This is a genomic window from Thermomonospora echinospora (assembly GCF_900108175.1).
GTDB classification, from domain to species: Bacteria; Actinomycetota; Actinomycetes; order Streptosporangiales; family Streptosporangiaceae; genus Thermomonospora; species Thermomonospora echinospora.
On sequence record NZ_FNVO01000004.1, the window covers coordinates 545044 to 571666 of the forward strand.

The 26623-nt window shown below is 73.3% G+C and carries 20 protein-coding genes; 12 read left to right on the forward strand and 8 right to left on the reverse strand.

All coding sequences use genetic code 11. The features are described from left to right. Positions 1-4 precede the first annotated feature (4 nt). Positions 5-1774, forward strand: a complete 1770-nt coding sequence (locus C4U03_RS12865) for an HSP90 family protein (RefSeq protein WP_103937940.1) — start codon at positions 5-7, stop codon at positions 1772-1774. Then, the gene (locus C4U03_RS41790) at positions 1771-4416 is read left to right on the forward strand and encodes a hypothetical protein (RefSeq protein WP_103937941.1); all 2646 of its coding nucleotides are present in this window, start codon (positions 1771-1773) and stop codon (positions 4414-4416) included. The genes C4U03_RS12865 and C4U03_RS41790 overlap by 4 nt, the downstream gene beginning before the upstream one ends. Before the next feature lie 26 nt (positions 4417-4442). Here the strand turns inward: C4U03_RS41790 and galK are convergent, their stop codons facing one another. Together galK and galE are read right to left on the reverse strand one after the other, a co-directional pair. Further along, positions 4443-5633 carry a galactokinase gene (gene galK / locus C4U03_RS12875; RefSeq protein WP_103937942.1) on the reverse strand — a complete coding sequence of 397 codons (1191 nt, stop codon included), beginning with the start codon at positions 5631-5633 and terminating at the stop codon, positions 4443-4445. Next, the gene (gene galE / locus C4U03_RS12880) at positions 5630-6586 is read right to left on the reverse strand and encodes a UDP-glucose 4-epimerase GalE (RefSeq protein WP_103937943.1); all 957 of its coding nucleotides are present in this window, start codon (positions 6584-6586) and stop codon (positions 5630-5632) included. Before galE ends, galK begins: the two co-directional genes overlap by 4 nt. Before the next feature lie 197 nt (positions 6587-6783). Between galE and C4U03_RS12885 the strand changes: the two genes are divergently transcribed. From C4U03_RS12885 to C4U03_RS12900, 4 genes are read left to right on the forward strand one after another with little or no spacing between them, the layout of a single operon-like run. After that, on the forward strand, positions 6784-7791 hold the full coding sequence (locus tag C4U03_RS12885) for a hemolysin family protein (protein WP_200827205.1): 1008 nt from the start codon (positions 6784-6786) through the stop codon (positions 7789-7791). A gap of 18 nt (positions 7792-7809) precedes the next feature. Beyond that, positions 7810-8847: a tryptophan--tRNA ligase gene (gene trpS, locus C4U03_RS12890; RefSeq protein WP_103937945.1), complete on the forward strand. Its 1038-nt coding sequence runs from the start codon at positions 7810-7812 to the stop codon at positions 8845-8847. Continuing rightward, on the forward strand, positions 8837-9460 hold the full coding sequence (locus C4U03_RS12895; RefSeq protein WP_235017805.1) for a 2'-5' RNA ligase family protein: 624 nt from the start codon (positions 8837-8839) through the stop codon (positions 9458-9460). Before trpS ends, C4U03_RS12895 begins: the two co-directional genes overlap by 11 nt. Positions 9461-9504: 44 nt before the next feature. After that, positions 9505-10638 carry a YihY/virulence factor BrkB family protein gene (locus C4U03_RS12900; protein ID WP_200827206.1) on the forward strand — a complete coding sequence of 378 codons (1134 nt, stop codon included), beginning with the start codon at positions 9505-9507 and terminating at the stop codon, positions 10636-10638. A gap of 36 nt (positions 10639-10674) precedes the next feature. Here C4U03_RS12900 and C4U03_RS12905 read toward each other — a convergent pair whose 3' ends face one another. Beyond that, on the reverse strand, positions 10675-12024 hold the full coding sequence (locus tag C4U03_RS12905) for a D-alanyl-D-alanine carboxypeptidase family protein (protein ID WP_200827207.1): 1350 nt from the start codon (positions 12022-12024) through the stop codon (positions 10675-10677). Positions 12025-12441: 417 nt separating this feature from the next. Here C4U03_RS12905 and C4U03_RS12910 point away from each other — a divergent pair, with 417 nt between their 5' ends. Both C4U03_RS12910 and C4U03_RS12915 read left to right on the forward strand, forming a co-directional pair. After that, positions 12442-13608 carry a glutamate--cysteine ligase gene (locus tag C4U03_RS12910; RefSeq protein WP_103937946.1) on the forward strand — a complete coding sequence of 389 codons (1167 nt, stop codon included), beginning with the start codon at positions 12442-12444 and terminating at the stop codon, positions 13606-13608. Positions 13609-14005: 397 nt separating this feature from the next. After that, positions 14006-15220: an amidohydrolase gene (locus tag C4U03_RS12915; protein ID WP_235017827.1), complete on the forward strand. Its 1215-nt coding sequence runs from the start codon at positions 14006-14008 to the stop codon at positions 15218-15220. 1348 nt (positions 15221-16568) lie between these two features. Here the strand turns inward: C4U03_RS12915 and C4U03_RS12925 are convergent. Further along, positions 16569-17303 (reverse strand): TetR/AcrR family transcriptional regulator, encoded by a 735-nt coding sequence (locus C4U03_RS12925; protein ID WP_103938016.1) that lies wholly within the window; start codon positions 17301-17303, stop codon positions 16569-16571. 138 nt (positions 17304-17441) lie between these two features. On the opposite strand from C4U03_RS12925, the gene C4U03_RS12930 reads away from it, so the two are divergent. Beyond that, positions 17442-18533 (forward strand): ATP-binding cassette domain-containing protein, encoded by a 1092-nt coding sequence (locus C4U03_RS12930; RefSeq protein ID WP_103938017.1) that lies wholly within the window; start codon positions 17442-17444, stop codon positions 18531-18533. Continuing rightward, complete coding sequence (locus C4U03_RS12935; RefSeq protein ID WP_235017806.1) at positions 18533-19363, forward strand: ABC transporter permease; 831 nt, start codon at positions 18533-18535, stop codon at positions 19361-19363. The genes C4U03_RS12930 and C4U03_RS12935 overlap by 1 nt, the downstream gene beginning before the upstream one ends. A gap of 42 nt (positions 19364-19405) precedes the next feature. Here C4U03_RS12935 and C4U03_RS12940 read toward each other — a convergent pair whose 3' ends face one another. After that, positions 19406-20287, reverse strand: a complete 882-nt coding sequence (locus tag C4U03_RS12940; RefSeq protein ID WP_103937949.1) for a helix-turn-helix domain-containing protein — start codon at positions 20285-20287, stop codon at positions 19406-19408. Positions 20288-20490: 203 nt separating this feature from the next. On the opposite strand from C4U03_RS12940, the gene C4U03_RS12945 reads away from it, so the two are divergent. Continuing rightward, positions 20491-21255, forward strand: a complete 765-nt coding sequence (locus tag C4U03_RS12945; protein ID WP_103937950.1) for an SDR family NAD(P)-dependent oxidoreductase — start codon at positions 20491-20493, stop codon at positions 21253-21255. Between the two features lie 147 nt (positions 21256-21402). After that, positions 21403-22077: a sensor histidine kinase gene (locus tag C4U03_RS12950; RefSeq protein ID WP_103937951.1), complete on the forward strand. Its 675-nt coding sequence runs from the start codon at positions 21403-21405 to the stop codon at positions 22075-22077. 111 nt (positions 22078-22188) lie between these two features. Here the strand turns inward: C4U03_RS12950 and C4U03_RS12955 are convergent, their stop codons facing one another. The 3 genes from C4U03_RS12955 to C4U03_RS12965 all read right to left on the reverse strand — a co-directional run bounded on the left by C4U03_RS12955 (position 22189) and on the right by C4U03_RS12965 (position 26586). Next, positions 22189-23481 (reverse strand): ABC transporter permease, encoded by a 1293-nt coding sequence (locus C4U03_RS12955; protein ID WP_103937952.1) that lies wholly within the window; start codon positions 23479-23481, stop codon positions 22189-22191. A 106-nt stretch (positions 23482-23587) separates the two neighbouring features. Then, a complete protein-coding gene (locus C4U03_RS12960; RefSeq protein WP_103937953.1) occupies positions 23588-24865 on the reverse strand; it encodes an ABC transporter permease in 1278 nt (425 codons plus the stop codon). Then, positions 24862-26586: an ABC transporter ATP-binding protein gene (locus C4U03_RS12965; protein ID WP_103937954.1), complete on the reverse strand. Its 1725-nt coding sequence runs from the start codon at positions 26584-26586 to the stop codon at positions 24862-24864. The genes C4U03_RS12960 and C4U03_RS12965 overlap by 4 nt, the downstream gene beginning before the upstream one ends. Positions 26587-26623 lie beyond the last annotated feature (37 nt).

The following is a 26623-nucleotide window of genomic DNA, read 5'->3' on the forward strand; positions in this document are numbered from 1 at the left end:
GCGGGTGGCCGACCAGGCGTTTCAAGTTGATCTTCGCGGTGTGGTCGATCTGCTCAGCCGCCATCTGTACTCCAGCCCGCGCGTCTACCTGCGCGAGCTGTTGCAGAACGCGGTGGACGCGATCACCGCCCGCGGTTCGGGCACCGGCGAGGTGCGGATCGAGACCGGCGGCGGGGTGCTGCGCGTCCACGACGACGGGGTGGGCCTGACCGAGGAGGAGGTCCACCGGCTGCTGGCCACCATCGGCCGTTCCTCCAAGCGGGACGAGCTGGGGTTCGCCCGGCACGACTTCCTCGGCCAGTTCGGCATCGGGCTGCTGTCGGCGTTCCTGGTCGCCGACGAGATCGAGGTCGTCACCCGGTCGGCGCGCGGCGGCGCCGCCGTCGCCTGGACCGGCTACGCCGACGGCCGCTACCGGGTCGGGGCGGCCGAGCGGGACGAGCCGGGCACCACGGTCGCGCTGCGGGCCCGTCCCGGCGCCGCCGAGCTGCTCGCGCCCGCCACGGTCGCCGAGCTGGCCCGCGCCTACGGGTCGCTACTGCCGTTCACCGTCACCGTGGACGGCCGGGAGATCACCGGGGGCGGCCCGCCCTGGCGGGCGTCCCATCCGGACCCGGCCCGGCGGCGGCTGGCCCTGGCCGGGTACTGCCGCGAGCTGTACGGGTTCGAGCCGTACGACGTGATCGACCTAGACGTGCCGGAGGCCGGGCTGACCGGGGTGGCGTTCGTCATCCCGCAGCAGGTGTCACCGGGGGCGCGCGGCGGCCACCGGGTCTACCTCAAGCGGATGCTGCTGGCCGAGAACGTCGAGGGGCTGCTGCCCGACTGGGCGTTCTTCGTGCGCTGCGTGGTGGACGCCGGGGAGCTGAAGCCGACCGCGAGCCGGGAGGCACTGTACGAGGACGAACTGCTGGAGTCGGCCCGGCAGGCGCTCGGCGAGCGGATCCGGCAGTGGCTGGTGCGGCTGGCCGAGACCGACCCGGCCCGGCTGCGCGGGTTCCTACGGCTGCACCACCTCGGGGTCAAGGCGATGGCCCTGCACGACGACGAGATGCTGCGGATCGTCGACCGATGGCTGGAGTTCGAGACCTCGGCGGGGCCGATGACGCTGGCGGAGTTCCGCCGCCGGCACGCGGACGGCCGCTACACCGCCGACGTGGACGAGTTCCGGCGACTGTCGGCAGTGTCGGGCGCGCAGGGCGTGGGGCTGGTCAACGGCGGCTACGTCTACGACACCGAGATCATCGAGCGGCTGCCGCGGATCGATCCGGACGCGGTGCTGCGCCGGCTGGACCCGGCCGAGCTGACCACCCACTTCGGGGTGCTCGACCCGGGCACCGAGCTGGCGCTGCGCCCGTTCCTGACCGCCGCGCAGCGGGCCGTCGAACGGCTGGGCTGCGAGGTGGTCGTCCGCGACTTCGACCCGGCGTCCCTGCCGGCGCTGTACCTGACCAGCCGGGCGGCGCGGCACCAGGCCGAGCTGGAGGAGGCCCGCGAGCAGGCCGACGAGCTGTGGGCCGACGTGCTGGGCGCGCTGAGCGACCTGCGGGCCGCCGACCGCCCCCAGCTCGTCCTCAACCACCGCAACCCACTGACCAGGCGGATCACCGCGCTGACCGAGGAGGGGCTGATCGAGGTCGCGGTGCAGGGGCTGTACGGGCAGGCGCTGCTGCTGGGCCGCCATCCGCTGCGGGCGGCCGACACCGCCGTGCTCAACCGTTCGTTCCTGGGCCTGCTGGACTGGGCCGTGCACAAGCCGGGAGACTCCGCATGAGCACCGATGACGTCTACGCGCTGGTGGCGCGGGCCGGCGACCTGCCGTACGGGGAGGCCAGGACCGTGCTGGTCGAGGACGCGCTGCGCCGGGCGGAGGCCGCCGGTGACGACGCGCTGGCCTACCGGGTACGGATGGAGCTGACCTCCGCCTACCAGCACGGCGGCGAACCGGCCAAGATGTTCACCACGTTCACCCGGTGCCTGTCCCAGCACGACGCCGATCCCGGCCGGTTCGGCAGCGGGCACCGGCTGCTGTGGCACTTCAAGTGGATCGTCAACTCGCTGACGCTGTTCCCGGAGATCCCGCTCGACCGGACTTACGCCGTCCTGGACGACATGGAGCGGCGCTACCGGCTCGGCGGGCACAGCATGCAGGCCGTTTACCACTACCGGCACGTGGTGGTCCGGCACGTGGGCGACGACGCGGCGGCTGACGAGTGGTTCGCCAAGTGGCACGCCGCGCCCCGAGACGAGCTGTCGGACTGCCAAGGCTGCGACCCGACCGGCAAGGTCCGCCATCTGACCGGGCGGGGACGCCACGAGGAGGCCCTGGCGATCGCCGCCCCGGTGCTGTCCGCCGAGCTCAACTGCACCGAGCAGCCGCAGAGCATCCTCACCGCGCTGCTGCCGGCCTACCTGCGCACCGGGCAGATGGAGGAGGCCGGACGGGCTCACCGCCGCGCCTACCGGCTGGTCCGCGCCAACCTTCGCGACCTGACGGACATCGCCGACCATCTGGAGTTCTGCGCGCTGACCGGTAACCAGGCGCGCGGCCTGGAGATCGTGCAGCGGCATCTGGGCTGGCTGGACCGGGCGCCCAGCCCGTACGCGGCGATGCGCTTCGCGGCGGCGTCCGCGCTGGTGCTGCGGCGGCTGGCGGAGGCGGGCGCCGACGAGGGGCTGCCGCTGTCCCGCCCGGACGGGCGGGACGTGCCCGCCGCCGAGCTGCGGGACGAGCTGACGGCGCAGGCCCTGACGCTGGCGGAACGGTTCGACGCCCGCAACGGCAGCTCCCGGCAGGGCGAGCGGATCCGCGCGGTGCTGGAGGCCGAGCCGATCGTCGAGCACCTGCCGCTGACCCCGTACGCCCGACGCCCGACGCCCGTTCCCGAGCCGGTGCGGGCACCCGAGCCGACTGAGCCGACCGGGCCGGACGCGCTGCTGGACGCGGCGGAGAAAGCGTGGACCCGCCGCGACATGACAGCTGCACTGGCGGCCTGGCACCGCTTTGACGAGTTGGTCCCCGAGCCGACGCCCGCCCAGGCGGGGCGGCGGGCCGACGGGACGGGATTCGAGCGGATGGCGGCCGGCGACGCGGAGGGCGCGCTGGCCGAGTGGGACCGGGCGGCCGGGTTGCACACCCAGGCCGGTGACGAGGCCCGCGCGCAGAACGCCCGCAGCCGCACCGGTTCCCTGCTGTGCGCCATGGGCCGCGCGGACGAGGGCATGGAGCTGCTGACCTCGTCGCTGGCCCGGCTCGACGCGCTGGCCCCCGGCAGCCGGCGGGCGGTCTCGGCCCGGCTGCGGCTCGCCGACGCCCACGTCAACGCCGACCGGGGGCAGGAGGCACTGGCGGTGCTCGCCGCCGCCCGGCCGACCGATGCGCTGGACGCCGCCGAGGTCGAGATGGTGCGGGCGCGGGCCCTGGCCCGGCTGGGGGACATGCCCGAGACGGTCTCCGCCTTCCGCCGGGCCTGCGCCGCTTTCCGGGAGCTGGGCGGCGGCGGGCTGCTGGCGGAGACGGCGTTCATGCTCGCCCAGGTCCTGATGGGCGAGGAGGCGCAGCCCCCGGAGGACCCCTCCGCCGACGAGGCGCTGGCGCTGCTGGAGGAGGCGATCGCCAACGCCCCCGCGGGCCAGCCCGGGCTGCGGGCCTCCGTGTACGCGGTGCGCGGGAACCGGCTGACGGCCCACGGCCGCCACGCCGAGGCGGTCGAGGACCTGGTCGAGGCGGTCGCCGTCTTCACCGCCGAGGGCGCCTACCCGCAGGCGGCCTACTCCCGGCTGGACCTGACCGTCGCGCTGCTCAACGCCGAACGCCACTTCGAGGCGGCCGAGGTCGCCGAGGAGGCGTGGCCCATGCTGACCCGCCTTCAGGACACCGACGCCGAGCACCGCTGCCGCTACCTGCTGGCCCAGGCGCAGGAGATGGGCGAGGAAGAGGAGGCGGCCGAGACCTACACCGGCCTGGCCCGCGACGAGGAGCACCCCGGCCTGTCCGCCCAGTTGCTGGAGAAGGCCGCCGACGTGCTGACCGGCGCCGACAAGGACGCCCTGGCCGCCGAACGGTACGTCGAGGCGGCCGAGGCGTTCGCCGCCGCCGGTGATCCCTACGGGGTGGTCCGCACCCGCCGCCGCCACGCGATGTGCCTGATGTGGAGCGGCCGGCTCGACGACGGGCTGCGTGAGATGGGCGTGGCCCGCGCCGCCCTCGGCGACCTTCCCGAGGAGAACCCGGCGGCGCTGACCTGGGAGACGGCAGTGACGTCCTACGACGAGGCCCGTCTGCTCGCCAACGCCGGCCGGACCGAGGAGGCGCTGGCCAGGCTGGAGGAGTCCATCCAGGGCTTCACCGAGCTGGACGAGCATGGCGCCGCCGCCACCGCCGCCGAGTTCCGCGACCAGCTCACCGCCGAGTAAGCGGCGGGTGGCGGCTGTTGGAGCCGTCAGAGGATGCGGTGGGCGCCCTGGGAGGGGACGGCGTCCTGGTAGTGGGGGGCGGGCCAGCCGCGGGCCTGGTAGGCGGCGTCGATGGCCTCGCGGACGTGGGTGGCACGGTCGGTGGCGGTCAGGACGAGGACCGAGCCGCCGAAGCCGCCGCCCACCATGCGCCCGCCTCGCGCCCCCGCCCGCAGCGCGGCCTCCACCGTCGCGTCCGCCTGCGGCCAGGAGACCTCGAACTGGTCCCGCAGCGACAGGTGGGAGGCGGTGAGCATGCCGCCGATCTCGGCGAGGGCGTCGGCGCGCAGCAGGCCCACCGTCGCCTCGACCCGGTGGTTCTCGGTGACGACGTGCTGGACGCGCCGCCGCAGCGTGGCCGGGTCCGGTCCCGTCTGCCCGGACCTGCGCCGGAACGGGAGGGACGGCCTGCTCTGCACGGCCGGCAGACGTTCCAGGGTGCTCGCCAGGTCGGTCACGTCGCGCAGTGAGTCCAGCCCGAGCAGCGCGGCGGCCTGCTCGCACTCGGCGCGGCGCCGCGCGTACTCGCCGCCGGTCAGGGCATGGGCGGCGCGGGTGTCGACCACCAGTAGCGACAGGTCCTCACCCAGCCGCAGCGGGACCTGCCCGGACAGGCCGCTGCGGCAGTCCAGCAGCAGCGCGTGCCCGGCGGTGCACAGCAGCGCCGCCGACTGGTCCATGATCCCGCACGGCACGCCGGCGAACTCCGCCTCGGCCCGCCGGGCCCGCCGGGCCAGCTCGGCGCGTTCGATCTCCAGCCCGTACAGGTCGCACAGGGCCAGCGCGGTGGCGCACTCCAGCGCCGCCGAGGACGCCAGCCCGGCGCCCTGCGGCAGGTCGGAGTCGACCAGCAGCGACGCGCCGCCGGCCCCGTGCTCCCGCAGCACCCAGGCCACTCCCGCCGGGTAGGCCGCCCAGCCGTCCACCGTGCCGGGCGCCAGCCCGTCGATCGGCAGGCTGCGGCCGTCGGCGGCGGCCTGCAGGGACCGCAGTTCGAGCACCCCGTCGTCCCGGCGGGCGGCGGCCACCGACACACCCTGCGCGAGCGCGAACGGCAGCACCAGCCCGTCGTTGTAGTCGGTGTGCTCGCCGATCAGGTTGACTCGGCCGGGCGCCCGCCACACGCCCTGCGGCGCCCGGCCGTAAGCCTCCTCGAAGGCGGCGACCAGCGTGTTCACGCCTGGGACCGCAGGAACGTCCACGCGTCGGAGACCATCAGGCGCAGGTCGCGCTCCGGCTTCCAGCCCAGCTCGGACCTGATCTTGTCCGAGGAGGCCACCAGCACCGCCGGGTCGCCGGCTCGGCGCGGCCCGGCCTGGACCGGGATCGGGTGGCCGGTCACCTCCCGGCAGACCTCCACGACCTCGCGTACCGAGGAGCCGCTGCCGCTGCCCAGGTTGAAGATCTGGTGGCGGCCCGGCGCGCACGCCTCCAGTGCCAGCAGGTGCGCCACGCCCAGGTCCACCACGTGGATGTAGTCGCGCACGCAGGTGCCGTCCGAGGTCGGGTAGTCCTCCCCGAAGACGTGCACCGCATCGCGGGTGCCGGCCGCCACCGCCAGCACGTTCGGGATCAGGTGGGTCTCCACCGCGTGCCGCTCGCCGAACCGGCCGTAGGCGCCCGCCACGTTGAAGTAGCGCAGCGACACCGCGCCGAAGCCGAACAGCCGGGCGTACTCGGTCAGCGTCGTGTCGATCGCCAGCTTGGACGCCCCGTACGGGTTGGTCGGGCGGGTCGGGTCGGTCTCCAGGATCGGGGTGGACTCCGGCTCCCCGTAGGTGGCGGCCGTGGAGGAGAACACGATCCGTGCCACCCCGCTCTGCCGCATCGCGTCCAGCAGCGCCAGCGACTCGCCCAGGTTGCGGTCCCAGTACAGGCCGGGCTTCTGGACGGACTCGCCCACCAGCGACCTGGCCGCGAAATGCAGCACGGCATCGAACCCGGCGCCCTCCAGCACGTCCAGGGCGCGCTCGCGCATGGTGCCGCGCACCAGCGTGGCGCCCTCGGGCACCGCGTCCTCGTGGCCGGTGGACAGGTCGTCGAGCACGACCACCTCGTGCCCCGCCTCCAGCAGTTGGGCGGTGACCACGCTGCCGATGAAACCGGCGCCTCCGGTGACGAGCAGCTTCACGAAAATCCTCCAGAGATGGGCGGACGGGCCGGCGGGGGCTACCAGCGTAGCCGCCGGGGCCGCGGCGGCCGCCCGCAATGATCGACTACGGCTTGACCGAGGTGGGAATGGGTAGACCGACACTCGGCAGGCCCGCCCATACTTGGCCCGATGATGGACGACGATCCGCACAGACCCGCGCCGGAGAGCCCGCGGCGATGACGTTCCCCGAGGTGCCGCAGTATGCGCAGTACGCAGGGCTGGCCGTGCTGGTCGTGCTCGCCTGCTGCTCCCGTCCCGTGCTGTGGCTGCTGTCCCGGCTCGCGGGTCGGCTCGCGGGTCGGCTCGCGCCGCCCCGGCAGGCCCCGCGGCCTCCCCCGCAGGAGGCTCCGGCGGGGGAGCGGGCCACCGTCGCCGGCCGGGTCGTCCAGGAGGAGCTACAGGCCAGGCTGGCGGTCGCCGACCGGCAACTGCGTGAGGTGCTGGTGCCGCGGACCGAGGTGCGGTTCCTGGACGCGCGGCTGCCGCTGCACGAGGCCGCCCGCTCCGTCGCCGCCAGCCCGCACTCCCGCTTCCCCGTCTACCGGGACTCCCACGACGAGGTGATCGGGTTCGTCCACGTCCGCGACCTGCTCGATCCGGCGGTGTCGGACCGCCGCGCCACCTGCGTGGGCGACCTGGTCCGCCCGGTGAAGTACCTGCCCGCCTCCATGCGGGTGCTCAGCGTCCTGTCGCAGATGCGGCGCGAGCGCCACCACCTGGCGATCGTGATGGACGAATACGGGGGAACCGCCGGGATCGTCACCCTGGAAGACCTGGTCGAGGAGCTCATCGGCGATATCAGGGACGAATATGATGTGCAGGACGCGCAGGCGCGCCGGCTGCACGGCGGGGCCGTGGAGGTCGACGGGCTGCTCAACCTGGACGCCTTCGCCGCCGAGACCGGGATCCGGCTGCCGCCGGGTCCCTACGAGACCGTCGCCGGGCATCTCATGGCCGTCCTCGGCCGGGTGCCGGCGGCCGGTGACGCGGTGGAGTCCGCCGGGCACCGGCTCACGGTGGCGGGCATGGACGGGCGGCGAGTGGCACGCGTGCGCGTCATGCCGCTGCCGCCACCGGCCGACCGGGGGGAAGCACCGGGCCCGGGGGCGGCCCCGAACCTCTCCGCGGCGGGCGGCGTCCCAGAGGACGACACACCTCGGGACGTCGCCTCCGACGGAGCCTGACAGAATCGAATCGTGCCTATGTCCTCGGTAACCGCGCCACGCGTGCTGTCCGGCATCCAGCCCACCGCCGACTCCTTCCACCTGGGCAACTACCTGGGCGCACTGCGGCAGTGGGTGGCGCTGCAGGACACCCACGAGGCGTTCTACTGTGTGGTGGACCTGCACGCGATCACCGTGGAGCACGACCCGCAGGCGCTGCGTCGCCGCACCAGGGCGGCCGCCGCCCAGCTGCTGGCGATGGGCGTGGACCCCGAGCGCTCGGCGCTGTTCGTGCAGAGCCACGTGCCCGAGCACGCCGAGCTGGCCTGGGTGCTCAGCTGCCTGACCGGCTTCGGCGAGGCCGGCCGGATGACCCAGTTCAAGGACAAGTCGGCCAAGCACGGGGCCTCGGCCGCCAGCGTGGGGCTGTTCACCTACCCGATCCTGATGGCCGCCGACATCCTGCTCTACACGCCCGAGCCCGGCGAGGGGCAGGTGCTGCAGGTGCCGGTGGGCGAGGACCAGCGGCAGCACCTGGAGCTGACCCGCGACCTGGCGCAGCGCTTCAACCATCGGTTCGGCGAGACCTTCGTGCTGCCCGGGGCCTACATCCCGCAGGGCGCCGCCAAGATCACCGACCTGCAGGAGCCGCGGGTCAAGATGAGCAAGTCGGCCTCCACCCCGCAGGGCATCGTGGAGGTGCTGGAGGACCCCGGCCCGATGCGCAAGAAGATCATGCGCGCGGTCACCGACACCGGCACCGAGATCCGCTACGACGAGGAGAACAAGCCCGGCGTCACCAACCTGCTGCGGATCCACGCCGCGCTGGAGGGCGTCCCGGTGGCCGAGCTGGAGCAGCGTTATGCCGGGCAGGGTTACGGGCAGCTCAAGAAGGACCTGGCCCAGCTGCTGCTCGACACGTTCACCCCGATCCGCGAGCGCACCGAGCGGCTGCTGGAGGACGACAAGCAGCTGGACCGCATCCTGGCCGACGGGGCCGCCAGGGCCGGTGCGGTCGCCGCGCGGACCATGGAGGTCGTGCGCGAACGCGTGGGATTCGTGGGACGTGGTCTGTGACGATCCGCTGACGGGGGGCCGGCCGGAGGCGCCGGGGGAGCCCGGCCCGACCGCCGATCCCCGCACGATCGGGGTGGCGATCGCGATCCCCGATCCGTACGGCCCGCAGTTGCAGCGCTGGCGGGAGTCGTTCGGCGACCCGCTGGCACGTTCCATCCCGACCCACATCACGCTGCTGCCGCCGACCGAGGTGGACGGCGGCCGGCTGCCGCTGATCGAGGAGCATCTGCGGCTGGTCGCCGAGGGCGAGCACGAGTTCGCCATCCGGCTCAGCGGCACCGCCACGTTCCGGCCGGTCACCCCGGTGGTGTTCGTCGCGCTGGCCGACGGCATCGGCGCGTGCGAGCGGATCGAGGCCAAGATCCGCAGCGGTCCGCTCGCCCGTGACCTGCAGTTCCCCTACCACCCGCACGTGACGGTGGCGCACGAGCTGTCCGAACGGACGCTGGACCGGGCGTTCAAGGAGCTGGCCGACTACCGGGCCGAGTTCGTCGTGCGGGGCTTCTCGCTGTACGAGCACGGCCCGGACGGGGTGTGGCGCCCGCTGCGGGACTACACGTTCGGCGCCGGCGGGGCGGGTCCCCAGGAGGCCGATCGGCCGCCGGACGGCTGACTTCTCGCCGAATCGACCCGTGCACAGGGGGTACAGAACGGGTCATGGTGCGGGTGATCGGCGGCATCTGGCAGCGCGTGACGTCGGGCTGGGATCTGGTGGTCGAGGCGCTGCACGGGGCCCGTCGCCGCTCGGCATGGTTCGACCATCTGGCCCGCGCCTTCGAACGCTACGACGACAAGCGCGGTGACCGGCTGGCCGCCGCGATCACCTTCTACGCGTTCCTGTCGTTCTTCCCGCTGGTCGCGCTGGGGTACTCGCTGCTGGGCTACCTGGTGGGGATCAGCGAGGAGGCCCGGCGGTACATGGTGCAGGCGTTCACCGAGTTGCTGCCCGGCCTGAACGGCGAACTGCGGGTCGAGCAGATCGCCGAGGCCCGGAGCGCGGCCGGCGTCATCGGCCTGGCCGGGCTGCTGTTCACCGGGTTGGGCTGCATGAACGCGGTGCGCGAGGCGCTGCGCGACATCTGGCTGGGCGACCCGACCGGCGGCGGCAACTTCTTTCTCAAGAAGCTGTACGACATCGGCACGCTGGCGTTCCTGGGCAGCATGCTGATCCTGTCGGTGGTGGTGTCCACGGTCACCGGCCAGGCCAGCCACACGGTGCTGGACTGGGTGGGGCTGGGCGACACGCCCGGGGCGGGCACCGCGTTGCGGCTGCTGTCGCTGGCGGTGGCGACCGGCTTCAACACGCTGATCTTCCTGATGCTGTTCTCCCGGGTGTCGGGAACCCGGGCGCCCTGGCGGGACGTGCTGCGGGGCGCGCTGTTCGGTGCGGTCGGCTTCGAGATCCTCAAGCTGGCCGGCACCCTGGTGGTGACCCACATCGCCCGCAACCCGGTGTACGTGTCGTTCGCCGTGGTGGCCGGGCTGCTGGTGTGGATCGACGTGGTGGCGCGCTTTTTGATCTTCAGTGCCGCCTGGACGGCCACCCGCCGCGTCGTGCTGCGGGCGGACGCCGCCAACGAGGCCAACAAGGTCGACTCCGGCCCCTGCGACGACCGGACGCCCCGGAACGGACGTACCGACCACGAGCCGGACCGGGAGCCGCACCCGGAGGCGGACCGGGCGTCGGATCGTGAGCCGGTCCGGGAGGCGGATCAGGCACCGGATCGGGGATCGGGCCGAGAGCCGGGGCAGGCCAGGGCGGCGAAACCGACTCCGGTCGTGGAGCGTTAGCGCGGTGCCCGTTCCCGGTCGTAGGCCCCGGGGACGTCAGTTCCTGGCCTCGTCAGGGGAGCCCTGTGGCCGGTCGTCGTCCGGTGCCCGGCCGCCCGGTCCGCCGTGCAGGTACGGCGGAGGTCCGCTCTGAGCGGGCCCGGTCTGCGTCGGTGTGGTCTGCGCCGGCCCGTACTGCGGCGCGGGGCCGGCTCCGGCCTGCCGGCGGCGGCGCAGCAGCAGGAACAGGCCGCCCGCGACCAGCACGGCGGCGCCGGCGGCGCCGCCCAGCACCACCCAGTCACCGCCGGACGACCCGCCCGGCAGCGGGCCGGTGGGCAGCAGCCCGGTCCCGCGCGGCTTGGGGGTGGGCTTGGTGGTGTCCACCGGGTCGACCAGCACCCCGACCGGACTGGCCTTGCCGGCGTACGCGAAGCCCCAGTCCAGCAGTTCGGTGGTGTCCGGCCACAGGTTCTCGCCGTTCATCAGCGTCACGATGATCGTCCGGCCGTCGCGCTGGGCGGCGCCCACGAAGGTCTGCCCGGCGGCCAGGGTGAAGCCGTTCTTGCCGCCGATCATGCCCCGGTAGGCGTACCGCTGGCCGGGCAGCAGCCGGATGTGCGAGTAGATCGGGTAGCCGCCGGTCTTCTTGCCCTTCTTGCGCTCCTCCTTGGTGGGCGGCGCCGGCCAGAAGTGATCGTTCTTGCCGATGTAGGTGCGCAGCGCGGGCATCTTGAGCCCCTGCCGCATGATCAGCGCCAGGTCGTAGGCGGAGGTGTGCTGGGTCCTGACGCTCAGCCCGAGGTCCTTGTCGAGGCCGTTGGGCGACCCGGCCAGCGTGTCACCCGCCCGCAGCCGCCTGGCCTCGGCGTTCATCGTGTCCAGGGTCGGCCGCAGCCCGCCGGCGGCCTGGGCCAGGCCCAGCGCCGCGTCGTTGCCCGACACCATCAGCAGCGCGTGGAACAGGTCCGACACCTTGTAGGTCAGGCGGGGCGTCATCCCGACCTTGGTGCCCTCGACGTCGCAGGTCTCCTGGGTGGGCCGGACGGTGGCGTCCGGGTCCAGCTTCGGGATCAGCGCGACGGCCGTCAGCATCTTCAGCGCGCTGGCGGGCAGGAAGTGCCCGTGCGGGTTCTTGGCGGCCAGCACCTGCCCGGTGCCCGCGTCGGCGATGAGATAGGAGCCCGCGTTGATCTTTGGTGGTGCCTTGACGCCCGGCGCGGCCGCCACCACCACCCCGCGCTCGCCGAGCCGGGGGCCGCCGACCGGATCCTGACCCGGCACCGTCCGCACCGCGGCCGGGCGCCGCGCTGCGGGCGCCGCGAGCGCGACGGCCGGTTGCCCGACCAGGGGTGCCGCGATCAGCGGCACTGTGAGCGCGGTGGCCGCGCGACGTATGTGTTCCATGGCTCCGCCGAAGACTAGTGGGACCATTCGGGATTGCCGGTACCCTCCGATAACTTCAGTGACGCCCGTTATGCCGTCAGGGTTGGGTGAGGAACCTCCCATGGTCGGCCGGCGCCGGTGCCCGGACAAGGTCCCCCAGGTTTGGGACGGACTGACTAGTACGAACGGGTGATGTTCCGATTGGCGAGGTGTGGCCGAAAAGGGTGACTGAACGTACAGGCTCCCCGTCCCGGTGGGTCAACTGCCGCCGGGACGGGCGGGGTGCCCGGCGCCGCGCGGCCCGCACGGCGCATCATGGGGGTGTCCGCGGCCCGGGCACCGCCATGATCGGGCGTTTGTCCGGGCTTAGGGATGCGCTGGCCCAATTGCGCCACGTGCCACGCATCGACCTGCAAGGATTGTGCACGGAGGTTGGCCGTGGCCATTGACTTCAAGGCATCGCGGGGCGCGACGCTGGGCGTGGAGTGGGAGCTCCAGCTCGTCGACGCGCAGACCGGGCTGCTCCGCCAGGAGGCGCGCCAGGTGCTCGCTGCGCTGCCCGGGCTCAGCGAGGGCGGGGAGATCCCCAGGCTCCGTCACGAGCTCATGGAGTCCACGGTCGAGGTCGTGACCGGAATCTGCCATACGGTCGGCGAGGCCACCGCCGACCTGGCCGCCACCATCGCGCAGCTACGCTCGGTGACCGCCTCCCGGGACATTGAGCTGGCCTGTACGGGCACCCATCCCATCAGCGACTGGCGCGACGCGGTGATGGCCCCGGTGCAGCGGTACGCCGACCTGGTCCAGCAGATGCAGTGGCTGGCTCGGCGGATCCAGACCTTCGGGGTGCACGTCCACGTGGGGGTCCGCGACGGCGCCAAGGCGATCCCGATCGTCAACGCGCTGGCCGCGTACCTGCCGCACTTCCTCGCGCTGACCGCCTCCAGCCCGTACTGGAGCGGCCACGACACCGGCCTGGCCTCCAGCCGCGCGGTGGTGTGGGGTCAGCTGCCCACCGCCGGGCCGCCGCACCTGCTGGCCGACTGGGCGGAGTTCGAGGAGTACATGGACACCCTGCTGCGGGCCGGCAGCATCCGCAGCATCAAGGAGGTGTGGTGGGACATCCGCCCGCATCCGGACTTCGGCACGATCGAGATCCGGATGTTCGACGGCATTCCCACCCTGCGCGAGGTCGGCATGGCCGCCGCCCTCTGCCAGAGCCTGGTCACCCTTTTCGACCAGCAATTGGATCGCGGGTACACTCTGCCCCGACCGGCCGCATGGGTCGTACGGGACAACAAGTGGCGGGCCACGCGCTACGGCCTGGACGCCATCGTGATCACAGATGACGGCGGGAGCACCGCACCGCTCCGCGACGATCTGTACGAACTCATCAGGGAACTCGAGCCCGTGGCGGACCGGCTGGGATGCGCCGAGCAGCTCAAGGTGGCCGGCGAGGTCCTCGAACACGGGGCCCCGTACGAACGCCAGCGCGCGATCCGGGCCGAGGGCGGCACGCTGGAGAACCTGGTCAAGGCGGCCGTCACCGAGTTGCTGGAGGACAGGTTCGTCAGCCCGCGGGAGGTGGCGTATGGGGGAGGCTGAAGGCCCTTCCCGGCCGCCTCGGGGGCTGCACGGGCACCGGCCCGCTCCCACCGATCCGATCCCGGATCCAGGGCCGCACCCGGTCTCGCCGCGCAGGTCCGCGGCCATGCCTGCCGACATGCCGGGTGACCTGCCGGGTGACAACGCGCACGACCGTGGCCCCGCTCCGGCGGGCACCACGACAGACTCTCGTCCGTCCTCGGCCCGGCCGGCACCCGCCGGCGAGGAGCCCGAGCCCCGCCCGCATCAGGGCCCGGCCGGCCAGGACGTTGATCCTCAGGGGGCACAGATGACGCAGCCGGGACCCGGGGTGATGCCCGGGCTGGAACCGGCCGCCGTGGCCGACGAGCCGCGGTCGGAGCCGGACGTCTCGCCATGGGACGGCGCGGCGCTGCAGATGCAGTTGGACGCGTTCCTCGCCCGGACGGGCCGGCGGTTGATCGACTTCCGCCGTGACCTGCACATGCATCCCGAACTCGGCTACGCCGAGCATCGCACCACCGAGCAGATCGTACGGGCGCTGACCGAGGTGGGCCTGCGCCCCCGGGTGCTGCCCAAGGGCACCGGCGTGATCTGTGACGTCGGCACCGCCGACGGGCCCACCGTGGCGCTGCGCGCCGACATCGACGCGCTGCCGCTGATGGACGAGAAGGACGTGCCCTACCGCTCCACCGTGCCCGGCGTCGCGCACGCCTGCGGACACGACGTGCACACCACGATGGTGCTGGGCACCGGCCTGTTCCTGGCCCAGCAGGCGGCGGCCGGGCTGCTGCCGGGCCGGGTCCGGCTGCTGTTCCAGCCCGCCGAGGAGAATCCCGGCGGCGCGCTGGACGTCATGGCCGCCGGCGGCATCGCCGGGGTGGACCGCGTCTTCGCCCTGCACTGCGACCCGCGCATCGAGGTCGGCGAGGTCGGCCTGCGCGCCGGCCCCATCACCGCCGCCTGCGACAAGGTCTACGTCCGGGTGACCGGCCCCGGCGGGCACACCGCCCGCCCCCACCTGACCGCCGACCTGGTGTACGCGCTGGCCAAGATCGTCACCGAGCTGCCCGCCGCGCTGTCGCGCCGGGTCGACCCGCGCTCCAGCCTGTCGCTGGTGTGGGGCCGGGTCGCGGCAGGGTCGGTGGCCAACGCCATCCCCGACGACGGCATCGCCGAGGGCACCGTCCGCTGCCTGGACGACGAGGCGTGGCACAAGGCCCCCGAGATGATGAAGGCCCTACTGCAGTCGGTGGCCGCCGCCTACGACGTCGAGGCGTCCCTGGAGTACGTGCGCGGCGTCCCGCCCACCGTGAACGAGCCGACCAGCGTCCAGATGTTCCGGGACGCCGCCATCCAGATGCTGGGCGAGACCGCCCCCGTCCCCACCCCGCAGAGCCTGGGCGGGGAGGACTTCGGCTGGTACCTGGAGTCGGTCCCCGGCGCCCTGGCCCGGCTGGGCGTGCGCACCCCCGGCTCGGCCGAGGAGTACGACCTGCACCGGGGCGACTTCGACGTGGACGAGAGCTGCATCGGTGTCGGCGTCCGCTTCCTGTCGGCCACCGCCCTCACCGCCCTGTGGGACGGCCGGCGCTCCATGACCGACGAGCTGGGGGACACCGTCTCGGCCTGACGGTTGGTTCTGCGGCGGAGGAACGCTTGCGCGCGGTCGCGGGCATGTCCGGGCGGTTCCGTGCGGTCGGTGGCTCGTCTCCGCTGACGGCGGTGAACGAAGGCCGGGTTCCCGATGGGACCCGGCCTTTCGTCGGCTCGGCTTTCGTCGGTTCAGGCGCTCCGGCTTCGCGGGGGAGGCACGCTTGCCCGCTGGCGGACAGCGGGTCGTGGATATGTCTGGGCGGTGCCGTACGAGCGTCCGTGGCGGAGCTGGTGGCCCCACCTCCGCCGGCGACGGGCGAGTTGGGCGCGCCGGGCGGACAGGTGGTCGCGGGCGGGCGGAACGTCCCCGGCAGAGGGCGTCCCGTCACGCTCGGCGAGTGCGCGCCGCCGGGCGGCGGGCGACGACCGGAGCACCGAAACGTTGTCCTCCTCAAGGGAGTCCGGCTCAAGGGAGTCCGGCGAGCCTCCCTGGCCGCCTCCACTTCCCGGCCGTGCCGAGGACGACTCGGCCGCCGCCATGGGTTTAGCCGGCTCGGGCGTCGCCGTGGGCTGGGGCAGGTCGACCGTCGCCGTGGGCTCGGGTAGGTCGGGTGTTGCCGTGGATGAGGACAGCGGGGACGTCGCCGTGGGCCCGGGCGGGGCGATCGGCGCGTCGGAAGGGGGTTCGGGGGCCGGAGAGGGGGCCAGAAGCGCCGTCTCCAGGCGCTGCATGAGCAGCAGGCCGATGAGGGCCGCGAAAGGCGCGACCAGTGCCGCGATGATCGGTTTCACCTCCTCCTGCCGCCGTTCCGATGCGGCCCGCCGGGTCCGCACGGAAGCGCCGGCAGCGGGCCTTCAGCCCTTGGTCTCGATGCGCCGGGACTCGCCCTGCCTGGGCGCGGGCACCCGCACGGCCGGCACGCCGTCGGTCTCGGTCTCAGTGGTCTGGGCGGACAGCCGGCTTGTCCGGCCCCGCGATCGGGCCGGGGAATCCCACGATCGGCCAGGCCACGACCCCTGTTGCCACAGTCCGTGCTGATGCCTGGTGGGCAAAGCCACTGCTCTCGACCTCCACTGTGCGAGACCTCGGCGGCACACGTCCGGTGTGACGCCCGTCTTCCGTGTCCGTGGCTCATGGCCGGGCACCCGCGAGAGACCGCGCGTGGGCGCTCGCCAGAACCTCTTTCGATGTGGTGTGCACGAGGTACCTCACATCGCGAAGGCGAAACTTCACACTCGGGCGGACCAGGCCTCAGACGCCGCGCAGTAGGCGATTTCGCATCTGAAATCAGTCCTGGACCACCGCCCTCAAGAGCGCACACCACCCGATCAAGACCCCAGACGTGCGGCTCCGGCCGGGGAGAGCGGTGGTCGCGGCCGGTGGATCAGGACGCCTGCCCGCTCGGGGCGGGGATGCTGGCGGCGATGGTGTCGAGGATCAGGCCCAGGCCGTACTCGAAGCGGGCCTCGGGGTCCATGTGAGGCTGGCGGGCCTCGATGACGACCTTGCTGAAGACCGGGTGCCGGCCGCCGGCGAGAATCTGGTGGACGTAGGGGGAGGTGTACGCCATCCACTGGTCGCGGTCCATGCCGGTGCGGCGTTCCTCCTCGGCCCAGGAGACCTCGGCACGGACGAAGCCGTCCACGTAGCCGTTGAAGATGCCGAACAGGGTCATCATCTCGTCGATGGACAGGCCGCGGCCGTCCAGCGTGCCGCCGCCGAACTCCAGCATCCGCAGCGCGTTCGGGCCGAAGACGCGGCGGGTCTGCGGCAGGCGGGTCAGCCAGGGGTGGCGCAGTGACACCGCGCGCAGGCCGTGGGCCAGCAGGGTCAGGTCGGCGCGCCAGTCGCCGGAGGGCCGTTCGGGCAGGTCCAGTTCGCCGAGGGCGGCGTCGACCATCAGCTCGATCAGGTCCTCGCGCCGGGGAATGTAGCGGTACAGCGACATGGTGCCCGCGCCGATCTCCTTCGCCACCCGGCGCATCGAGGCGGCGTCGAGGCCCTCGTGGTCGGCCACTCTGATGGCCGCCTCGACGATCTGCGCACGGCTGTAGGCGGGTCTGGGGCCACGGGCCGGCCTCTCCGGCCGCAGCCAGATGATGTCGGGCGCGTCGCCCACGGAGTCCACCTCCCTCACCTGCGTCTTCGCGTGCATCGTACTCAGTGCGCGCGGGCCGGCCCACGGAAAGCAGTTGCGTACGACGTACCCGGTATCTAGTCTCCTCATTATGCGTACGGCGTACCCAGAGGAGAGATGATGGACGAGCCGATCGTCGTCGCCGAGGGGCTGCACAAGCGCTTCGGCGACGTCCACGCGCTGCGCGGTCTGGATCTGGCGATCTCGGCCGGAAAGGTCTGCGGCCTGCTCGGGCCGAACGGCGCCGGCAAGACCACGGCGGTGCGGATCCTGGCCACGCTCGCCGACCCCGACGCCGGACGCGCCCGGGTCGCCGGGCATGACGTGGTGCGCGAGGCCGACCGAGTGCGCGCCCTGATCGGGCTGGCCGGGCAGTACGCCGCCGTGGACGAGAAGCTGACCGGCCGGGAGAACCTGCGGATGTTCGGCCGGCTGCACCACCTGTCGCGTGCCCGGGCCCGGCGGCGCGCCGACGAGCTGCTGGAACGCTTCGGCCTGGCGGAGGCGGCCGACCGGGTCGCGGGCACCTACTCCGGCGGAATGCGCCGCCGCCTCGACCTGATGGCCAGCCTGCTCGTCGCGCCCCGGGTGCTGTTCCTGGACGAGCCCACCACGGGGCTGGACCCCCGCAGCCGGGGCGAGATCTGGGACGCCGTCCGCCGGCTGGCCGACGACGGCACCACGGTGCTGCTGACCACCCAGTACCTGGACGAGGCCGACCGGCTCGCCGACGACATCGTGGTCATCGACCACGGCCGGGTGATCGGCCAGGGCACCCCCGACGAGCTCAAGGCCACCCTCGGCAACCGGGTCGACGTGCTGCTGGAGGAGCCGGGCTCGTCCGCCGTGGCGGCGGACGTCCTGGCGGCCATGACCGGCACCGCCCCGCACGCCCCGTCCCCCGGCCGCCTCACCTCACCGGCCCCGGCGTCCCTCCGGCTCGCCGACGTCGTCCGCGAACTCGACCGCGCCGACGTCGCCGTCACCGACGTCACCCTGCGCCGCCCATCCCTCGACGAGGTCTTCCTCCACCTGACCGACGGAACCGCCCACGACCCCCCGGCCGCCCCCGACACCTCGGCGGGTCAGGACGTTCCGGCGGATCCGAATGGTGCGGTGAGGCAGGCCGTTCCGGCGGGCCGAGGCGTTGGGGCGGGTCAGGGCGGCCGGGTCGGCGGGACGGCTCGGGATGACGAGGGAGAGGTGGCGTGATGGCTGTGACGACCATGGCCGGGACCGGTTGGCGGGGGCGGCTGCGCTGGACGATCGAGGACGGGGCGACGCTGGTCGGCCGGGAGCTTTCCCGGATGCGGCACGAGCCCGGAGAGCTGGTCGCGGCGCTGGTCTTCCCGGCCGTGATGGTGCTGATGTTCGGCTACGTCATGGGCAGCGCGATCAAGGTGCCCGGCGGCGGCGACTACCGCGAGTACCTGATGCCGGGGCTGTTCGCGATGGTCACCTTCAGCTCGGTGATGGCGATGACCATGAAGGTGGCCACCGACGCCTCGCGCGGGGTGATGGACCGGTTCCGCTCGATGCCGATGTCACGGATGGCCGTGCCGTTCGGGCAGACCGGGGCGGACGCGCTGTCCGGGGCGCTCAACCTGGTGATCATGGCGGTCATGGGACTGCTGGTGGGCTGGCAGCCGCATGACGGGCCACTGCGCGCCCTGGCGGCGTTCGCCCTGCTGGCGCTGCTGCGGTACGGGCTGAGCTGGGCGGGCTGCTACCTCGGGCTGGTGGTCCGCAACGAGCAGACCGCCGACCAGATGCTGCCGCTGCTGTTCCCGGTCTCGATGCTGTCCAACGCGTTCGTGCCCACGGAGGGGATGCCAAGCTGGCTGCGCATGATCGCCGACTGGAACCCGGTCAGCGCGGCCACCGCCGCCTGCCGCCAGCTGTTCGGCAACCCGGGCGCCCCGAGCGCCGACGCGGCCTGGCCGGTGGCCCACCCGGTCGCCGCCACGATCTGCTGGTCCCTGCTGCTGATGGCGGTCTTCATGCCGCTGTCCATCCGCGCCTACCACCGCAAGGGCCGCTGAGGCGGGAGGCCGTCCAGCGCGGTCACCGCCGTCTGCCGGCGGTCATCCGTACCGGCCGGCGGCGGGGTGGTCGTTCACGGCGCGTAGGGCGCCGGGGCGGCGGCCGGTGAGGCGGTCGAGGGCGGCGGACGTGGCCTCGTCGGCGGGCAGGTAGACCAGCAGGCACTGGTCGTCGTCGGCGGACAGGTCGAGGGTCTCGTAGGCCAGGCGGAGTTCGCCCGCGTGCGGGTGTACGAGCCGGTGGACGCCGGTCCGCGGGGGAGCGCTCGGCGGAGCCGCCAGCCGGTCGGTGAACACGGCACCGGCGAACAGCGACAGCTCGTTCGTCAGTTCGGCGACGTGCGGATCGCTGCGCGTGGACTCGTTGCGCAGCCGGGCGACCTGCTCGTCGGCCACCCGGTCCCATTCCGGATGGGCGGCACGGGCCCGCGGGTCGGTGAACAGGTACCGGATGAGGTTGGGCGGGTGGCCCTGCAGCACGCCGAGAGGGGCGGCGAGCCGTGCGTACCCGGAGGTGTGGGCGATCACGTCGCTCAGCCGGTTCAGCAGCAGGGCGGGAGCGGGCTCCAGGGTGTCGAGCAGTGCCCGCACGGTGGGCCGCACCGTGCGGGCCGGAGGCGCCGCGGCGCCCAGGCACATGCCAGGGCCGTGCTCGCCCTTGGCGGCGCGCAGCAGCAGGGTGCGGTCGGCGAGCGACAGCCGCAGCGCGTCGGCGAGGGCGCCGAGCACCTGGAACGACGGGTGGCGGTCCCGTCCCTGTTCGAGCCGGGTGAGGTACTCCACGCTGATCCCGGCCAGCGTCGCCAGCTCCGACCTGCGCAGGCCGGGGGTGCGCCGCCGGATGCCGGCCGGCAGCCCGACCTCGGCCGGGGTGATGGCCTCCCGGCGGGCGCGCAGGAAGGCGCCCAGCTCATTGCCGCTCATCAGCCTCCTCAAGCGTGCAAACCCCGCCTTCGGGCGGGAAGGGGGTCAAGAGCACAACCTAGCCTCCGGCCCGCCGCCGATCGTGGCCCTGCCAGGGCCAGTCTGAGCGCGGTCTGTCTGCGACGCGTCCGGCCCTGCACGGTGGCTTGCACGGCCTCACCGCGAGGCCGCAGCGCGAAACACAGACCCCGGGAGGGTTCGCAATGGATCTGGGAATGGAAGGCCGCACCGTCATCGTGACCGGGGCGTCGGGCGGGCTGGGCCGCGCCATCGCCCGCGGCTTCGCCGCCGAGGGCGCCGACGTGGTCCTCACCTACCACGGCGCCCGTGCGGAGGCCGAACGGTTCGCCAAGGAGATCGAGCAGGGCGGCGGACGGGCGCTGGCGACCCGGTACGACATGGCCGACCCCGAGGCCGCCCGCGCGCTGACCGGCGCGGTGCTGGAGTGGAGCGGCCGGATCGACGTGCTGGTCAACAACGCGGTGCACTGGGGAGCCTCCGCGCCGGACCCGGACCGTCCCTTCGAGGCGGTTCCCGACGACGCCTGGCGGCAAGTGCTGCACACGAACATCGAGGGCGCACTGCGGCTCAGCCGCGAGGTCGCCCCGGTGATGCGGCGGCAGAGATGGGGCCGCCTGGTGCACATCTCCTCCAGCCTGGCCACCGAGGGCGCCGCCGGCAGCGAGTACTACGCGGCGGCCAAGTCGGCGCTGCACGGCTTCAGCCGTTCGGCCGCGTTCTCGCTGGGCAAGGACGGCGACATCCTGTCCAACGTCGTGCAGCCGGGCCTGACCCGCACCGACACCAACACCGAGATCGCCGACTCCTACGGCCACGTCTACAGCGCCCGCGCCCCGCTCGGCCGGCTGCTGGAGGCCGCCGAGGTCGCCGGCCCCGTCGTCTACCTCGGCTCGGCCGCCAACACCGGCATCACCGGCCAGGTGATCACGGTCACCGGCGGCGTCTGACGGTGGGCGCCCCCGCCGCCCGTCCGCAGTCCTTTCGCCGCGCCTTGGATACCGGCTGACCTGGGGGCCAAGCCGGTTCCAAGCCGATTGCAACCTCGCGCGGGAATAGTGGTGCCATAACGAAGGCACGGCGAAGGGAAGGGGCGCATGCCCGCGTCAACACAAGCCCACGTGGCCACCGCGGGGAAGGGCTCGCCCCACCCCGAGCGGGACGCGGAGCGTGCCCGGTTGCGGCGTGAACTGCACGACGGGCTCGGCCCGATCCTGACCGCCGTCGCGATGCGCGCGGCGACGGCGGGCCGGCTGCTGGACGGCGGCTCGGCGGAGGCGGCCGGGGCGATGCTCGACCTGATCCAGTCGGACGTGCAAGGGGCGGTCGCCGAGCTGCGGGCGCTGCTGGACGGGCTGCGCCCGCCGTGCCTGGAGGCGCACGGGCTGGCCGCCGCCCTGTACGAGCTGGCCGCCCCCGGCGACCCGGGTCCGGTCGTCGAGGTCCGGGTCGGCGAGCCGCTGGGGAACCTGCCGCCGGCGATCGAGACGGCCGCGTACCGGATCGCGTGCGAGGCCGTCCACAACGCCCGGCGGCACGCGGAAGCGACCCGTGTCAGGGTGACCCTGGTCAGGGAGGGCGACTGGCGGCTGGTGCTCACCGTCGCCGACGACGGCCACGGCCGCGTCCCGGGGGGCTCGGCCGGGCTCGGGCTGGCCACGATGCGCCAGCGGGCCGAGGAGGTCGGCGGCGAGCTCACCCTGGACGCCGTGCCCGGCCACGGCGTCACCGTACGGGCCGACCTGCCGCTGTACCCCCGCATGGTCCGCTAGGGCCGCTGGGCGGTGGCTGCTACCTTCGCCGATCTTGCCGTTACTGCGCTCCGAACCGCGTTCAGACAGCAATAGCGTCAAGATCGGCGAGATCTGCCGGGGTGGGGCGGGTCAGGATTTGGTGTACGGGATGCCGTCCGCGGCGGGGGCCCGGACGGCGCCGACCAGACCGGCGACCGCGAAGATGGTGGCCAGGTACGGGGTCATGGACAGGAACGCGGTGGGCACCGGGGTCTCCAGCGGCTGCAGGGAGACCGAGATGCCGCCCGCGAAGCCGAACAGCAGGGCGGCCGAGACCGCGCCCAGCGGGGACCAGCGGCCGAAGATCAGCGCGGCCAGGGCGATGAAGCCCTGCCCGGCGGCCATGTTCTTGTTGAAGGTGATGTTCAGGCCGATGGTCAGCCAGACCCCGCCCAGACCGGCGATCAGGCCGCCCAGGATGACGTTGCGGTAACGCATCGCCACCACCTTGATCCCGACGGTGTCGGCGGCCGTGGGGTGCTCGCCGACGGCCCGGGTGCGCAGGCCCCAGCGGGTGTGGAACAGCCCGATCTGCACGACCGCGATCAGGATCACGGTGAGGTAGAAGACGGCGTTCTGGCCGAACAGCACCGGGCCGACCACCGGCAGGTCCGACAGCACCGGGATGCGGATCGCCGAGAACGCCATCGTCTTGTTGTACTCGGGGTTGGCCTGCATCAGCCGCTCGTACAGGAAGCCCGTCAGGCCCGCGGCGAACAGGTTGATGACCACGCCCAGCACCACCTGCTGCACCAGGTAGCGGTTGGCGAAGACCGCCAGCATCGCGCCGAGTAGGCCGCCCGCTAGGCAGCCGGCCACCAGCCCGGCCCACAGGCTGCCCGACACCGACGCGAAGAACGAGGCGGCGAACGCGCCGACCAGGAACTGGCCCTCGATCGCCACGTTGATCACGCCGGAGCGCTCGCACAGCACGCCGCACAGGGCGCCGAGGATCAGCGGGGTGGCGGCCAGCACCGTGGCGTTGAGCACCGAGGTGAAGTTCAGGCTGTGCCCGGAGGTGGCCCACACCAAGAACGCGGCGACGAACGCCACCAGGTACGCGCTGGTGGCGGCGGTGCGGCGGGACCCGGTCAGCCGGACCGCCAGCCGCAGCACCCCGACCGCCACGCAGACCAGCGACAGCGCGATCGCGGTCGGCCCGGCCGGCACCGTCAGGTCGGGAACCTTGATCGCCTGATCGCCCAGCAGGTTGAGGTTGAACACCGCCTTGGCGCCGTCGTCGGTGCGGCTGCCGAGCCCGAACGCCACCAGCGCGTACAGGCCCACCAGGGTCATCGCGCCGCCGACGTACCAGTGGCCGCGGTCGGTGGCGGCGGCGGTCGCCGAACCCGGCGCGGTCGTCGGCGTCAGCGTCGCGCTCACCGCCGGCCCCCGTTCACTCGTTGCGTTCGTTGCGTTCCGGGCCGTCCGTCGGTCCCGCGACCGCCGGTCGCCCGGCACCGGCCGTGGGCCTGGCGTGTGGTCCCCATCAGCCGTTCCATCCCTTCGCCAGCAGGCCGCTGTGCCCGCCGCCCTCGCCGCGCAGCCGGAAGATCCCGCGCACCAGCGGCGGGGCCGCCACGAACAGCACGATCAGCGCCTGGATGACGGTGACGATCTCGATCGACACCCCGGCCGCCGCCTGCATCTCGCGGCCGCCGGCCTGCAGCGCGCCGAACAGCAGCGCGGCGGCCACGGTGCCGACCGGCGAGGCGCGGCCCAGGAGCGCCACGGTGATCGCGGTGAAGCCGAGCCCGGCGTCGATCTGCTGGGTGAGCGCGTTGTTGGCGTTGGCGGTGCCGAGCACCTGGGACATCCCCACCAGGCCCATCAGCCCGCCGGACAGCGTCATCGCCATGATCTGTCCGTACCCGACGCTCATCCCGGCGGTGCGGGCGGCGCTGGGGTTGGCGCCGACCGCCCGCAACTGGAAGCCCAGCGTGGAGCGGTTCAGCAGCCACCAGGTGAAGACCACGGCGGCGATGGCCAGCAGCAGCCCGGCGTTGACCCGCAGCGAGTCGCCGAACAGGTGCGGCAGCCGGGCGGCGTCGGCGACCGGCTTGGAGATCGGCTGCGGGTTGTCCGGGTCGCGGAACACGTCACTGCCGATCAGATAGCCCAGCAGCAGGAACGCCACATAGTTGAGCATGATCGTGACGATCACCTCGTGCGCCCCGGGACCGGCCTTGAGCCAGCCGACCAGCGCGCCGTACAGCGCGCCGCCCGCCAGCCCGGCCAGCACCGCGGCGGGCAGTGCGACGAACCCGGGGGCGTCCAGGGTGAAGCCCACCCAGGTGGTGGCGATGGCGCCCATGATCAGCTGACCCTGGCCGCCGATGTTGAACAGCCCGGCGCGGAACGCCAGCCCGACCGCCAGCCCGCCGAAGATCAGCGGGGTGGCCTCGGTGAGCGTCTCGCTGATCGGCCGCAGCGCCTCGGTGAGCGACCCGGCGGCGTCCGGGTTGAAGATCGCACCCTTGAACAGCGCGGCGTAGGCGGTGGACACCTCGCTCCAGGACGCCGACAGTGCGTCGGCGGGCCGGGCGAAGAAGTACCCGAAGGTGTCGGTGACCTCCGGATCCGAAATGATCATAAGGAGGCCGCCGACGACCAGGGCCAGCGCGATCGCCAGCACGGTCACCACCCAGGGCGGCCCGGCCACCGTCTGGGCGACCAGCCTGCGGAACCGGTCGGCCTCCGGTGGCTCCCCGCCGCCGGCGGCCGGCTCGGCCGCCGCCTCCCTGGCCGGTGTCGCCTGCTCGCTCACTTGTCACCGTCCTTCACGGGCGCGTCCTGCCGCGGATCCGGCTCGTCCCCCGCCTCGGCCGCGTCCGGTGCCGCCGAGTCCGCCACCGCCGAGTCCGCCACCGTTGTGTCCGCCACCGTTGCATCCGGTGCCGCCGTGTCCGGTGCGGTCGCGTCGGGGGCCGGGGGCGTCCCGTCGCCGGAGGGCGGGGCGTCGTCGCTGCCCGGGACGATCCCGGCCATCAGACAGCCGATGTCCGCGCGGGAGGTGTCGGGGGGAACGATCGCCGTGATCCTGCCCCGGTACATCACCGCGATCCGGTCGGCCAGCCCAAAGATCTCGTCCAGCTCGGTGGAGATGATCAGCACTGGGCGGCCCTGGTCGCGTTCGGCCACGATCCGCCGGTGGATGAACTCCATGGCGCCCACGTCCACCCCGCGGGTCGGCTGGGCGGCCACCAGCAGCCGCAGCGGGCGGGACATCTCCCGGGCCACGACGACCTTCTGCTGGTTGCCGCCCGACAGCGTGCCCACCGACGTGTCGATGGAGGAGGTGCGGATGTCGAACTCGGCCACCCGCCGCTCGGCGTTGTCGCGGACCGCCCGCACGTCCATCGTCCCCCGGCGCCCGAACGGCGGCCGGTCGAACAGGTCCAGCACCAGGTTCTCGGCCACGCTGGAGTCGGCTACCAGCGCGTCGTGGCTGCGGTCCTCGGGAATGTAGCCGACCCCGGCGCGCAGCACCTGGCGGGGCGAACGGCCGGTCAGCTCCCGGCCGTCCAGCCAGATCCCGCCGGCGGCGGCGGGGCGCAGCCCGAGGATCGCCTCGGCCAGCTCGGTCTGCCCGTTGCCCTGCACCCCGGCGACGCCGAGGATCTCCCCGGGCCGGATCTCGAAGGTGACGTCGTCCACGGCGGCCTGCCCGGACTCGTCCAGGACGGTCAGGCCGCGCACGGCGAAGGCCGGCTCGGCGTCCTCGTCGAGGGCCGGCGGCGCCTTGTCCACGGTGAGGCGGACGTCGCGGCCGACCATCAGCCCGGCCAGCTCCGCCTCCGAGGCGTCGGGGCCGGCGGTGCCGACCACCGCGCCGCGCCGGATCACGGTGATCCGGTCGGCGATGGCCTTGACCTCCTTGAGCTTGTGGGTGATGAAGACGATGGAGCGGCCGGCCTCGCGCAGCGAGCGCATGACCGTGAACAGCTCCTCGGTCTCCTGCGGGGTGAGCACCGCGGTCGGCTCGTCCAGGATCAGCACCCGGGCGTCCCGGATCAGCGCCTTGACGATCTCCACCCGCTGCTGCACACCCACCGGCAGGTCGGCCACCAGCGCGTCCGGGTCCACGTCCAGGCCGTGGCGGGCCGAGACCTCGGCGACGTCGCGGCGGGCACGGCGGCGGTCCAGCCAGCCGGCGAAGGCCAGCGGGGAGCCGGTGCGCTCGTCGCCGAGCATGATGTTCTCGGCGACGGTGAACACGTCGACCAGCATGAAGTGCTGGTGCACCATGCCGATGCCGGCCGCGATGGCGTCCCGGGGGCCGCTCAGCACCAGCGGCTTCCCGTCCATGCGGATCTCGCCCTCGTCGGGCTGGTAGAGCCCGTACAGGACGTTCATCAGGGTCGACTTGCCGGCGCCGTTCTCGCCGAGCAGGCAGTGGATCTCCCCGGGGCGGACCTCCAGGTCGATGCCGTCGTTGGCCACCAGCGAGCCGAAGCGCTTGGTGATCCCGCGGAGCTCAAGGGACAACCGCCGACCTCCCTGTGGGCGTGCCGCAGGGCGGGAC

Bases quoted from the DNA above. Each gene is read 5' to 3' on its own strand.
- C4U03_RS41790 (WP_103937941.1), top strand. From the start codon at position 1,771: ATGAGCACCGATGACGTCTACGCGCTGGTGGCGCGGGCCGGCGACCTG.
- C4U03_RS12885 (WP_200827205.1), top strand. From the start codon at position 6,784: ATGACGTTCCCCGAGGTGCCGCAGTATGCGCAGTACGCAGGGCTGGCC.
- trpS (WP_103937945.1), top strand. From the start codon at position 7,810: ATGTCCTCGGTAACCGCGCCACGCGTGCTGTCCGGCATCCAGCCCACC.
- C4U03_RS12900 (WP_200827206.1), top strand. From the start codon at position 9,505: ATGGTGCGGGTGATCGGCGGCATCTGGCAGCGCGTGACGTCGGGCTGG.
- C4U03_RS12905 (WP_200827207.1), bottom strand. From the start codon at position 12,024: ATGGAACACATACGTCGCGCGGCCACCGCGCTCACAGTGCCGCTGATC.
- C4U03_RS12915 (WP_235017827.1), top strand. From the start codon at position 14,006: ATGCAGTTGGACGCGTTCCTCGCCCGGACGGGCCGGCGGTTGATCGAC.
- C4U03_RS12930 (WP_103938017.1), top strand. From the start codon at position 17,442: ATGGACGAGCCGATCGTCGTCGCCGAGGGGCTGCACAAGCGCTTCGGC.
- C4U03_RS12935 (WP_235017806.1), top strand. From the start codon at position 18,533: ATGGCTGTGACGACCATGGCCGGGACCGGTTGGCGGGGGCGGCTGCGC.
- C4U03_RS12940 (WP_103937949.1), bottom strand. From the start codon at position 20,287: ATGAGCGGCAATGAGCTGGGCGCCTTCCTGCGCGCCCGCCGGGAGGCC.
- C4U03_RS12945 (WP_103937950.1), top strand. From the start codon at position 20,491: ATGGATCTGGGAATGGAAGGCCGCACCGTCATCGTGACCGGGGCGTCG.
- C4U03_RS12950 (WP_103937951.1), top strand. From the start codon at position 21,403: ATGCCCGCGTCAACACAAGCCCACGTGGCCACCGCGGGGAAGGGCTCG.